The following is a 12256-nucleotide window of genomic DNA, read 5'->3' as shown; positions in this document are numbered from 1 at the left end:
AGCCTTGCCGCCTGCAGAGGGCCCGCGCGTAGCATGGGCGCATGGTTGATTCACTCACCAAGGCGCAACGCCACCGTGTCATGTCACGCATTCGCAGCAAGGACACAAAACCGGAAATGCTTGTCCGGCGGCTGTTGTTCGCCGAGGGCTACAGGTACCGGCTGCACGCATCGGACCTGCCCGGCACGCCCGACCTCGTTTTTCGCGGCCGGCGCCAGGCCATTTTTGTCAACGGCTGCTTCTGGCATTCACACAACTGCCCCAACGGCACACACAAACCGGCCACGAATGCCGACTTTTGGGAAGCCAAGCGAACAAGGACTGTTGAACGGGACAGCCAGGCACTGGCCGGTTTGGCAGGCCGTGGCTGGACCACGTTCACGGTCTGGGAGTGTGAACTGCGGGACCTCGCTGCCGTGGCGGCGGCACTTCACAATTTTCTGGGCCCGCCCGGCAGCGGCCGGCAGCAGCTCAGCCGGTCTTCGACACGATGAACACGGGCCTGCTGAGGCTGCGCAGATTCAAGCGCAGTGCCAGCTGGCCGCGCCTGGCCAAGGCCAGACCAAACACCATGGCAGCCAGCACCGGCATCCCGCCGGCAACCACCATGGCCCACTGCACGCCCCAGTTTTCGGCCAACCAGCCCATGAGTGGCCCGCCCAGTGCCTGGCCGCCGATGAGGACCATGATGTACAAACTCATGACGCGTCCGCGGATCAACACGTTTGTCGACATTTGCACCAGCTGGTTGGCGCTCGTGAGAAACAACAGCGAGGCGAATCCGGCAACCACCATGACGGCACCAAAGGTGAGCATGTTGGGTGCCCGTGAGGCAATGAGCAGCACAACCCCATAGGAGCCGGCGGCCGCCATGGCCCCGCGCAGCCGCAAGGTGGCAATGCGGGTGGAGGCAATCGCACCACACAGGGCGCCGAGCGCAACGAGAGTGTTCAGCAGGCCGTAGCCTCCGGCACCGACGTCGAACACGTTGTTGGCATAGGCGGCCATTAATACGGCCAGGCTCAGGCCAAACACGGCGAAAACGGCAGCCATGGCCGCGGGCCAGTAAATGGTTGGCTTGCCCAAGGCGTACCGGACCCCCTCCATGAGCTGGCCCTTGCCACGTTTGACCGGCGGCATCCGCACCAGCTCACTGCTGCGGATCAACAGCAGCGAAAGCACGGTGACAGTGCAGGCCAGGGCGTTGGTGGCGAAAGCCCAGCCGCCGCCAACGGCCATGATCAGCACACCGCTGACAGCCGGGCCGATCATGCCGCCCATTTGGAAAATGGAGGAGTTCAGGCTGATGGCGTTGCGCAGCTGTGCCGGGCCCACAAGTTCGTTGACAAACACCTGGCGTGCGGGCTGGTCGGCCACCACAACCAAGCCAAGGACGAAGGCGATGACGTAAATGTGCCACACCTGCAGATGCCCCGTCAGCGCCAGCACGGCCATGACGGCCGCCAGCGCACCGGCGGCGCCCTGGCTGATCATCAGGATCAGGCGCTTGGAATACCTGTCGGCAAGAATTCCGCCAAGCGGCATGAGGACAAGGGAGGGGATGAACTGCATAAACACTGTAATTCCGACGGCGGTCACGGAACCTGAGAGCTCAAGCACCATCCAGTCCTGCGCAACCCGCTGCATCCACACCGCAATGACGGCAAGGAGGTTGGCCGAGGCGAAAATGCGGTAGTTGCGGATCTTCAGTGAGGAAAAGGTCTGACTCCACGGCGGGCGTGTTGTCACTAGATTGATGGGGGCGGTCAGGGCAGCATTCATCGGTGCTGGTGGGGGCGTCAACGCTTTGGTCCTGGGACTCGAAGGGCGGATGTGTTTACCTTTTCAAGCCTAGGCTGCACCGATATATGACGAAAGGGTATGGTGCTTATAAGTACTATTGAGGTTTGCAATGACGCGAAGGGGCTCAGCCATGTCGGATGCACCCATTTTTGACCCCATTCAGCTCAAGAGCTTCGTGGCACTTGCTGAAACCCGCAATTTCACCCGGGCCGCCGAGCGCCTCGGCATCAGCCAGCCCACAGTCAGCCAGCATGTGCGCAAGCTGGAGCAGGCAGCCGGCCGGGTCCTCGTCACCCGCGACACCCGCGACGTGCGCCTGACTGACAATGGTGATGCGATGGCAGGTTTCGCCCGGACCATCCTGGCCGCCAATGACGTGGCCACCCGATATTTTTCCGGCGCCGCCATGCGGGGCCGGCTGCGTTTTGGCACGGCCGATGACCTTGCGATCACGGGGCTGCCCCGGATCTTGCGTGAATTCCGTCAGCTGTACCCACAGATCAACCTGGAGCTGACAGTCAGCCAAAGCGACCAGCTGCACCGCCGGTTGAAGGCGGGGGCGCTGGACCTGGTGTTCGTGAAGTGGGTGTCGGGCACGCAGGAAGGTGAGGTCGTCAAGCAGGACACCTTTGCGTGGGTGGGACTGGAGGAGACGGTGCTTGATCCAGAGGCGCCGGTTCCGGTGATTGTTTACCCGGCACCGAGCCTGAGCCGCCAGCTTGCCCTGGATGCCTTGGAGGATGCAGGCCGGACGTGGCGCGTCACCTGCACGACGAAACAAATCAGCGGGGTTTTGGCAGCGTTGCGGGCGGGCATTGGGATTGCCGTCATGCCGACGTCGCTGGTGCCGGAAGACCTGAAGATCATCACGAAACGCTTTGACCTCCCGTCAGTGGGGGACGTGGACTTCACGTTGATCCGCAACCCGCTGGCGAGCACCGAGGTTGTCGACGCCCTCACCCGGGCGATCATGGGCCGCAAGCTCACTCCCCTGAGCAGACGGTAGCTCCAGGCGGTACTGCACGCGGCAGTTCCAGCCGTAAGGCAGCTCACAGTTTACGACTGCCTGCGCGCGGTAGACTTGACCCGTTATGATCCGAACAATATTTAAATCCAAGATTCACCGCGCAACAGTCACCCACGCCGATCTGCACTACGTTGGCTCGGTGACAGTGGACGCGGATCTGCTGGACGCCGCCGACATTTTGCCCGGCGAGCTTGTCTCGATTGTGGACATCACCAACGGCGCCCGCCTTGAAACCTACACGATTGCTGGCGAGCGCGGCTCGGGCGTCATCGGCATCAATGGCGCGGCCGCACATCTGGTCGGGGTCGGCGACCTCGTTATTTTAATGACCTACGCCCAGATGACCACGGCCGAGGCGCTCGACTTTGTACCCTCCGTGGTTCATGTGGACGCACAGAACAAGATCGTGCACCTGGGCACCGACCCGGCCGAGGCCGTCACCGAGGGCTTGTTGCGCCCGGCCATGGCCCAAAGCCGCTAGGACCCTCCCCCAGTCAGTCAGACTCGGGGCACCGATGGGGTTTCGTTCTCGCAGCGTGGCCCTCTCGTACCGTGGCTCTCGTACCATGGACGAATGACAGATGCCCTCCTGCTGACAACAACTCCGGCCCCTTGGCTGCCAGAGGGCAGCTCGGCGGAAACCTGGGTGGGGCATGACTGCCAGGTGGACGAGCCTGTCATTGTGACCAGGCTGCTCATCGTTCGACGGAAGTCTGCCGCCGCATGGGAGTTCTTCTGCGTGCCCTCGCCGAAAGGGGCAAATCTGCCCACTCGATACGTGTGGGCGGATCATGCCGGGGAATCCTCACAAGACGGCAAGTCGCAGCTCATGCGGGAAATATTTGGACACGCCGATCTGGCGACCCGTTGCATGGGATTCGTCCGAAATGTAGTCCCCCGCCCGGATGCGAACTATGAATATCCTTCACCACGGGCCCACATTCCCGTCCACTTGATCCTGGGCAACGCCGAACCTGCGGTTCCCGGCGAGTGGTTCGATCTCAACCGCGCACAGGCCGAACTGTCACAGCAGCACTGGTGGCGGATCGTTGAACACTTCCTCGCCACAGCCGCCTAAACGAGTTTTCCGCAGCTGCCGGCATTTGCACGTCATGGGCGTGGACGCCATTGCCGGAAAACTAAGTTTTCTGTTTAAGCTGATGGAGTGCCAACATTGACTAATTCCACCCCAAGACCCCCATGCTAGCTGTCGTCGAGGGCTTTTCCGTCGTCTGGATCGTGATCCTGGTCGGCTGGTTTGTCGGCCGGAAAAAAGTGCTCGGTGACAATGCACCGTTGGTGCTGAGCCGCCTGTCATTCTTTGTGGCCAGCCCGGCACTGCTCGTGGAAACCCTCGCCAGGGCGGACTTGCAAACAGTATTTTCCGCACCTCTTTTGGTGGCCGCCGTGAGCGCCGTGTTCACCGGCGGCGTGTTCCTGCTGATCATCAAATTCTGGCTGAAGCGGACGTTGGCCGAATCGCTGCTGTCCGCCATGTCCTCGTCAACGGCCAATGCGGCAAACCTCGGCATCCCAATTGCCGCCTACGTCCTGGGCGACGCGGCCTTGATTGCTCCCGTGCTGGTCTTTCAGCTGGCCTTTTACACACCCTGCTATCTGTTGCTGCTGGACAGCCTCACCAGCGGCCGCCGGGCAACTCCGGGGCGGGTTTTGCTGCAAATCGCCAGCAACCCCATGATCCTTGGAACGGCAGTGGGCCTGGTCTTGGCGGCAACGGGCTGGGAGCTGCCCAACCTCGTGGCCGAGCCGCTGCACCTCATTGCCGGCGCAGCCATTCCCGCCATCTTGATCGCGTTCGGCATGTCTTTGGGAACCACCAAGCCCTTGTCGGCAGCCGACGGGCGGCGCAGCGACATTCTGCTGGCCACCGGATTCAAGCTGGTCCTGCACCCGATCGTTGCGTTCCTGTTGGGGCACTTTGTCCTCGGCATGGGCGGGGCTGGACTGTTCGCCGTCGTGGTTGCTGCCGCCCTGCCCACGGCCCAAAACGTCTATGTGACGGCGCAGCGCTACCAAGTGGGCGTCACCGTCGCCAAGGACACGGTACTGGCCACCACCATCCTGGCCATCCCGGCAATGTTCGTCGTGGCGTTGCTGTTGGGCTGATAACCGGGCGGCCCGAACCCGGTTGACCGCCGCCTGCGACTGGATTGCCGACTGCGGCGGCGCAGTTGCCGCGCTCAGAATGTGAGGCGCGGTACGCTGTCGTTATGGCTACCAAGACCCCAGCAGAGTTGATCACCGCCCTTCAGGCCGGCTACACGTTCAGCGGTTCCTCCATCGCCCTCGGCGCCGCAATAGTGGACGGCGAGGTCCGCCCCGAGGCGCAGGTCGCCCTCCCGCTCGCCATGATGAACCGGCACGGACTGGTGGCGGGAGCCACCGGAACAGGCAAGACCGTCACGTTGCACATGATTGCGGAACAGCTTTCCACCGCCGGTGTTCCCGTCTTCATGGCCGACATCAAGGGCGACCTCACCGGTTTGGCGACCGCGGCCGAGGGCAACGACAAGCTCACGGCCCGCACCCAGGCGCTGGGGCAGCAATGGGAATCGAAGGCTTTCCCCGTGGAATTTTTGGCTCTGGGCGGCAACGGCAACGGCGTTCCGGTGCGCGCCACCATCACCTCCTTTGGCCCCATCCTGCTGGCCCGCGTCCTGGACCTGAACGAAACCCAGGAATCCAGTCTGCAACTGGTCTTCCACTATGCGGACACCAAGGGTCTTGAACTGTATGACCTGAAGGATCTGCGCGCGGTCATCCAGTTCCTGTCCTCGGATGAGGGCAAGGACGACCTCAAGGAACTCGGCGGACTCTCCAAGGCCACGGCCGGCGTCATCCTGCGCAACCTGATCACCCTGGACGCGCAGGGGATGGGCGAATTTTTTGGCATGCCCGAGTTCGACACCGCCGAGCTGCTCCGCATGGCCCCCGACGGCCGCGGCGTCATCACCTGCCTGGAGCTGCCCAGCATCCAGGACAAACCGCTGTTGTTCTCCACCTTCCTCATGTGGCTTCTGGCGGACCTGTTCCGCGAACTGCCCGAAGTGGGCGACGTCGACAAGCCCAAGCTCGTTTTCTTCTTCGACGAGGCCCATCTTCTGTTCAACGGCGCCAGCAAGGCTTTCCTGAACGCCATCACCCAGACGGTGCGGCTGATCCGCTCCAAGGGCGTCGGCATCTTTTTTGTCACCCAGACCCCCAAGGACGTCCCGGGCGACGTCCTGGCCCAACTGGCAAACCGCGTCCAGCACGCCCTGCGCGCGTTCACCCCGGATGACGCCAAGGCGCTCAAGGCCACCGTTTCCACGTTCCCCACCAGTGGCTATGACCTCGAGGAAGTCCTCACGAGTGCCGGCATCGGCGAGGCGGTCGTCACCGTCATGAATGAAAACGGGGCGCCCACCCCCGTGGCCCTGACCCGTCTGCGCGCCCCCGGATCCGTCATGGGGCCCAGCACGGACGACAGCGTCAAGGCCGTCATCGCCGCCTCCGCGCTGCTGCCCACCTATGGGACAGCCGTCGACCCCGTTTCCGCCTACGAGAAATTGCAGGCGCCTGCCGCCACCACGGCGGCGCCCAGTACGGGCCCGGCGTCCGGATCGCCACTGCCGCCACCTCCTCCGGTCGCCATTCCTTCTTCCAAGAACGACGGCGGCGGCATGGCTTCCGACGTCATGGGTGCCTTGGGCGGGGCGCTGGGTGGCGGACTGAAAAGCATGGTCCGCTCCATGGGCAGCTCCCTTGGCCGGAACCTGATGCGCGACATGTTTGGGACGGCGCCTCGAAAACGCCGGCGCTAGTCCCCACGCCCTCCCCGCTCGAAGCCGCTGGCGCGTCTTCATGCGGGGCCCCTCGGGCGCGTGGGCCCAGGCTTATGGTGGGCCCAGGAATGTGGGCGGGGCCCTCGGAGTCGTGGGCCCAAACTTATGGTGGCCCCAGGCTCATGGGCACGACTCTCAACGGGAAGCGGTGACGCAATGAACACCGGTAATGCACCCTTGATTCAAGCCCCTGCACCCGAACCCGGTACAGTTGACGGCGTGAAGAACGGGACCCAGCTCATCAAAATAGCAGCCACCTGGCTGCTCATATTAATGCTTGCAGTGGCCGCTTCAATCGTCACCATTGCGGTTGTCAACACCAAGGATTTTGGTCCCGAGAAGGCTGTGGCCAACTATCTGGCCGCGCTCAAGGACGGAGACGGCGCCAAGGCTTTGGGCCTGCTGCAGGCCAAGGTGCCCGCAGCCAACGCGGCGGCTCTCGACGGGAAGGCCCTTGCCAAGTCCCAGGAAGACCTCAAGGACGTCAGCATCGGTGAGGCCGTGGCCGGTCCCGACGACCAGAAAATTGTCACCGTCAGTTACACCATCGATAAAAAGCCGCTGACCACCGTTTTCAAGCTGACCCCGGGCCCCAAGCATTGGCTGTTTTTTGACAGTTGGGTCATGGTGCCCAGCACCCTGCCCACGATCAACGTCTCGGTCGTCAACGCCAACCAGGCCATCATCAACGGTGCCGACGCCAACATGCCCGACGGCAAGAACAGCTTCGCCGTGTTCTACCCCGGCAGCTATCAGCTGGAATATCGTTCACCGCTGTTTGCCGCCCCCGCAGTGACACGCAATGTTGCCGGACCGGGTGAGGCGGTTCCCGCCGTCGGCCTCGCCACCGGCCCCACCAGCAAACTTTTGTCCCAGGTCGACGCCGCGGTTCACAAGTACCTTGACGCCTGCGCCAAGCAGGCGGTGCTGATGCCCACCGGCTGCCCCATGAGCGCCAGCACGAACAACCGGGTGGTCTCACCCGTGTCGTGGTCAATCGCGGAATACCCGGCCATCACCATCACGCCCTTTGGCGGGCAGTGGATCATGGCACCGTTGAACGTCAAGGCCAAGGTGCAGTACCAGGAGCAGGACCTCTTCACCGGGCTGGTGTCCGAGTTCAAGGAAGCAGAGGACTTTGGATTTACGGCGAAGCTGACAATTGACGGAACCAGCGTTTCAGTCACCCCGGTAGTCAGCTACTAGCCGGAGGTACATCGATGGCCCGCCGGATGCTTCCGGCGGGCCATCATTGCATCCGTCTAGACCCCGCGCAGGTCCAATGCCAGCTCTGCAGCACCATCGGCGCTCATCAGCACAGGGATGCCCCAGTCCTGCTGGTACAGGTGGCAAGCAGCATGGTCGGGGATCTCCCCGCTGGCATCTTCCGGCCCGTCGCACGCGGCGGCACGGGCAGTCAGGTGCAGCACGCCTTCAGGCACGTCGGCTGACAGCACCAGGGTGCGCTGGAGGCCAATGGAGGTTCCCCCGCCGCTGATCAAAAGCTCCGGCGGCGTGGCTGAAACCTTCAACTGTGTGGGGTCACCCCAGCGGTCATCGAGCTTCTGACCCGTCGGGGCGGAAAAGTTGACGGTTAGAGCCAGCTCGCCAGGCGCAATCGGAGTTTTGGGACGCTGTGTCTGGGTTGCGCCTTCATCCACCTGCAGGGCGTTCTTGGGCAGCGGCAGCCGGATGAGCTGGTGCTTGTTCGCCTCAACCACAATCAGCAGCGGCACCTCGCCCGATTCGTCAAGCAAAACGTCGCTGGGCTCGGCCAGGCCGCGGGCCAATGTGCTGACGGTCTTGCTCGCGGGGTCGTAGCGGCGGACGGCACCGTTGTAGGTGTCGGCCAGGGCCACCGAGCCGTCGGGCAGAACGGCAACGCCCAATGGGTGTTGCAGGCGCGCCTGGGCCGCCTCGCCGTCCCGGAAGCCAAAGTCGAACAGGCCCTCGCCGATGGCCGTCTCAACCAGCACGCCGCCGTCGTCGTCGAACCTCAGCACGCGCAGGGCGGACGTCTCGGAATCGGCGACCCAAATGTTTCCCTTGGCATCCTCGGTCAGGCCCGAGGGCTGGGCAAACCAGGCCTGCTCCCCCGGCCCGTCAAGCAGGCCCTCCAGGCCGTTGCCGGCCACAATCGTGACGGTGCCGCTGGCCGGGTCAAAGCCAAAGATCTGGTGCGTTCCGGCCATGGCGATGACAACTGTTTTCAGCGTTGACGAGTAGGCGACATCCCACGGTGAGGACAGCGCCACCTCAAGCGGCGCTGTGCCGAGGTCGTTCTCGGAGGCGGCTGCGCCGTCGTCAGTCACCCGGGCCGGGCCCGCATCCAGCAGGCGCTGGACCCCGTTGCCGGCCAGTGTGCGCACCTCACCGGTGGCCAGCGTGATGCCGCGCAGGCGGTGGTTCACCGAGTCAGCCACGACGACGTCGTACCCGGCAGCCGCTGCCAGCTCCGCCGGGAGCAGGGCCAGTCCCTGGGGCTCGTTGAACTCCGCGTCGCCGGCCGGGCCGTCAAGGAATCCCTTGGTGCCAGAGCCGATGGTGCGGACCACGGTTGTCAGGTCCGGGCCGGTCTCGACAAGGCGGTGGTGGCCGGTGTCGGAAACGAGGAAGTTGCCGTCCGCCAGCGGCAGGACCTTGCCGGGGAAGCGCAGATCGCGGGAAACCGGCTCGGGGGCCACGTACGGGCCGTCGCCGCTGTGCAGCGTGCCCTTGGCCTCGTGCTCGGCAATGAGTTCCGGGATGAACGAGGCCAGGCCGGCCGCGTGCCCCTCACCCGAAAGGTGGGCGACGATGTAACCCTCCGGGTCAACGACAACCAGGGTAGGCCAGGCCCGGGCGGAGTACGCCTGCCAGGTCACGAGCTCGGGATCGTCGAGCACCGGGTGCTGGATGTCGTAGCGTTCCACGGCAGAGGCCAGCGCCACCGGATCTGCCTCGTGTTCAAACTTCGGTGAATGCACGCCCACGGTGACAAGGACATCCTTGTACTGCGCTTCCAGGGGCCGCAGTTCGTCGAGGACGTGCAGGCAGTTGATGCAGCAGAAGGTCCAGAAGTCCAGGATGACGATCTTGCCGCGCAGCTTATCCAGGTTCAGCTCGGCGCCGCCGGTGTTCAACCAGCCGCGGCCTTCAAGCTCCGAGGCCCGCACCCGCACAGGGGTGGCAATGGCCGGGGCCGCTGCGGGGGTGGCTGCTGTGTCGGCTGCTGGGCTGGTCTTCGTTGAGGAATCCACTAGTTCGTTTCTCCTTGCGTGCCGGCCGGGTTCCCCGGCTCACTGGTCATGGATGTTTCGTTGCCTGCGGTGCCGGCCGTGTCGGTGCCGGGAACAGCCGGGGCGTAAGTGCCGCCGTCGTCCTTGTCGGTGGACTTGCCGGTGGGCCTGCCATGAGGTTTGTGCTGGTTCAGGTGCGGCAGGGCGGGGCCGCGGCTGGACGAGGCCATGGTGGCGTCGCGAGCTGCAAGTTGGGCGAACATGTCATTGTAAGCGCCCAGCTCGGCGTCCTTATTCCTGTCGGCGGCGCGGTCCTTGCGCTTTGTTTCCCGTGCGTCGGACTTGGACCACATGTAGGCGACGCCCAGCGCGATCAGCAGGGTGGGGAATTCCCCCACTCCCCAGGCGATGCCGCCGGCTGTTTGCTGGTCAATCAACGCCGAGTCACCCCATGGCCGGCCCATGTTGCCAAAGTATTCGCCGGAGAGCAGCGCCGTGGCCATCATCAAGGAGACGCCAAAGAATGCGTGGAAGGCCATCGTGGCAAGCAGGAGCACGAGCCGCAGCGGGTAGGGGGCGCGGTAGGGCAGTGGGTCGGCGCCGATCATGCTCTGCACGAAGATGTAGCCGGTGAGCGAGAAGTGCACGATCATCAGTTCGTGGCCGACGTGGTAGGTCATGGCCAGGTTGAACGCGGGCGAGTAGTAGAACAAGATCAAGCTGCCGGAGAAGTTCGCGGCGGCAAACAACGGGTGCGTGATGAGCTTGGAGAACTTCGAGTGCACCAGCACCAGGATCCATTCGCGGATGCCGCGTGAGCCGTCCCTTCGCGGTGCCAGCGCCTGCAGTGCCAGGGAAATGGGCGAGCCCAGGGCGAGGAACAACGGGGCCACGACCATCAACGCCATGTGTTCAACCATGTGCGCGCTGAACAGCACGGCACCGTAAACGGCGGGGCCGCCGGAGGTGATGTAGACCAGGGACAGCAGGCCGCCGAACCATGAGACGCTGCGCAGCACCGACCACTTGTCGCCACGTTTGTGCAGCTTCACCATGCCGACGACGTAGGCGGTGCCGGCCAACACGGCGAAGGCCACCCACAACCAGTCCATGCGCCACTCCGAGAACCAGCGGGAAAATTCAAGTTCCGGCGGTAACGGGTAGCCGGTGAGGATCTGGGCGGGGGTGAGTGCCTCCTGCGAGAGTTCGCGGGACTGCGGCGGCGCCGAGCGGCCAAGGCCCACGGCAATGCCGCTGACAACGCCCATGATCAACAGCTCGACAAAAATCAGCTGCCACAACAGGCGGCGGGTGTTGGCGGTGCCTTCCTTCTTCGCCCCGCCCTCCAGACGGGGGATGATCCACTCCCGGTGCATCCAGCCAATGACGCCCAGCACAACGGTGGCGGCAAACTTGGCCAGGATCAGCTGCCCGTAGGAAGAGTAAAAGAGGTCGTGCCAATTCGTGATGCGGATGGCGGCGTTGATGACGCCCGATCCTGCCACCCCGGCAAAGGCAAAGATGGCCAGGGCGGAGAAGCGCTTCAGTGTCTGGGCGGTGATCTTGCCGAGAACACCGGAAACGACGACGAGGACGACGATGCCGCCCACCCACAGCGAGGCGCCCACAACGTGCAGGAACAAGGAGTTCACCGCGCCCTTGTGGTCGGCGCTGGAGGCCGAGTGGCCGATCAAGGCCTGCGGGATGAACGAGATCATGGCCAGCACCAGCGACACGGCCAGGGCACTGATGTTGCGCAGGCCGATCACCATCGTGGTGACAACTGCGGCAATGATGGTGATCATCAGCCACGCCTGGCCGACGGGCAGCTCGGTCATGAAGAAGACCAGCATGTTGGTGTAGTCGCTGGTGCCTGCCAGCGCCAGGCCGGAAATGCTGGAGTACGTCAGGACCAGCACCGCGATGGCCGACACGGTCCAGACCCCGCCGGCAACCATGGCCAATGTCATGGCACGGGTGAAGGCAGGGTGTTCCGGCACGGGCGTGCGCCTGGCGGAATCTTCCTTTTGCCTGCCGGTGTGCGGGCGGTGTGCCTTGAGGTCCTTGGGCAGGATCACGACGGCGAACACGAGGGACCCGATCACCGTTGACAGGGCCAAATTGTGAATGGTGGTGGCCAGCGGCAGCCCCCAGCGGGTAAACGCACCGGGATCGGCAAGCTCAGCCACAGCGGTGGCGCCCGTCCACAGCAGGGATGCCACGACTGCGACCATGGCGGCTGCCAGTCCCAGCCACCACCAGCGGCTGCGAATGCCGTCGGCAAAGTTGCCCCCATGTGAGGTGGGTGCAGGGCGGACTGTGGTGGCGGGGGCAGATTCTACGGGTGGCACCCCTCCATTGTC

The 12256-nt window shown here is 64.1% G+C and carries 10 protein-coding genes; 7 read left to right on the top strand and 3 right to left on the bottom strand.

Features of this window, described 5'->3' with window-relative positions; all coding sequences use genetic code 11:
- The first annotated feature begins 41 nt into the window (after window positions 1–41).
- Window positions 42–494, top strand: coding sequence for a very short patch repair endonuclease (locus tag ACT3TS_RS10565; RefSeq protein WP_444531466.1), 453 nt, complete (start codon window positions 42–44; stop codon window positions 492–494).
- On the opposite strand, the gene ACT3TS_RS10560 is transcribed toward ACT3TS_RS10565, so the two are convergent.
- Window positions 472–1782 carry an MFS transporter gene (locus ACT3TS_RS10560; protein WP_444531525.1) on the bottom strand — a complete coding sequence of 437 codons (1311 nt, stop codon included), beginning with the start codon at window positions 1780–1782 and terminating at the stop codon, window positions 472–474. The two genes, ACT3TS_RS10565 and ACT3TS_RS10560, sit on opposite strands and share 23 nt — an antisense overlap.
- Before the next feature lie 166 nt (window positions 1783–1948).
- On the opposite strand from ACT3TS_RS10560, the gene ACT3TS_RS10555 reads away from it, so the two are divergent.
- From ACT3TS_RS10555 to ACT3TS_RS10530, 6 genes are all read left to right on the top strand, one after another.
- Window positions 1949–2809, top strand: a complete 861-nt coding sequence (locus ACT3TS_RS10555) for a LysR substrate-binding domain-containing protein (protein WP_444531524.1) — start codon at window positions 1949–1951, stop codon at window positions 2807–2809.
- A gap of 85 nt (window positions 2810–2894) precedes the next feature.
- Window positions 2895–3311, top strand: coding sequence for an aspartate 1-decarboxylase (gene panD, locus ACT3TS_RS10550; RefSeq protein WP_444531465.1), 417 nt, complete (start codon window positions 2895–2897; stop codon window positions 3309–3311).
- A gap of 93 nt (window positions 3312–3404) precedes the next feature.
- Window positions 3405–3908, top strand: coding sequence for a hypothetical protein (locus ACT3TS_RS10545; RefSeq protein WP_444531464.1), 504 nt, complete (start codon window positions 3405–3407; stop codon window positions 3906–3908).
- Window positions 3909–4030: 122 nt separating this feature from the next.
- On the top strand, window positions 4031–4957 hold the full coding sequence (locus ACT3TS_RS10540; RefSeq protein ID WP_444531463.1) for an AEC family transporter: 927 nt from the start codon (window positions 4031–4033) through the stop codon (window positions 4955–4957).
- 104 nt (window positions 4958–5061) lie between these two features.
- A complete protein-coding gene (locus ACT3TS_RS10535; protein ID WP_444531462.1) occupies window positions 5062–6654 on the top strand; it encodes a helicase HerA-like domain-containing protein in 1593 nt (530 codons plus the stop codon).
- A 177-nt stretch (window positions 6655–6831) separates the two neighbouring features.
- A complete protein-coding gene (locus tag ACT3TS_RS10530; RefSeq protein ID WP_444531461.1) occupies window positions 6832–7881 on the top strand; it encodes a hypothetical protein in 1050 nt (349 codons plus the stop codon).
- 56 nt (window positions 7882–7937) lie between these two features.
- Here the strand turns inward: ACT3TS_RS10530 and ACT3TS_RS10525 are convergent, their stop codons facing one another.
- Window positions 7938–9848 carry an NHL domain-containing thioredoxin family protein gene (locus tag ACT3TS_RS10525; RefSeq protein WP_444531523.1) on the bottom strand — a complete coding sequence of 637 codons (1911 nt, stop codon included), beginning with the start codon at window positions 9846–9848 and terminating at the stop codon, window positions 7938–7940.
- 65 nt (window positions 9849–9913) lie between these two features.
- The gene (locus ACT3TS_RS10520) at window positions 9914–12244 is read right to left on the bottom strand and encodes a cytochrome c oxidase assembly protein (protein ID WP_444531460.1); all 2331 of its coding nucleotides are present in this window, start codon (window positions 12242–12244) and stop codon (window positions 9914–9916) included.
- Between the last annotated feature and the right edge of the window lie 12 nt (window positions 12245–12256).

This window comes from Specibacter sp. AOP5-B1-6 (genome assembly GCF_052376555.1).
Classification (GTDB): Bacteria; Actinomycetota; Actinomycetes; order Actinomycetales; family Micrococcaceae; genus Specibacter.
This window is presented reverse-complemented; position numbering and strand designations above follow the sequence as displayed.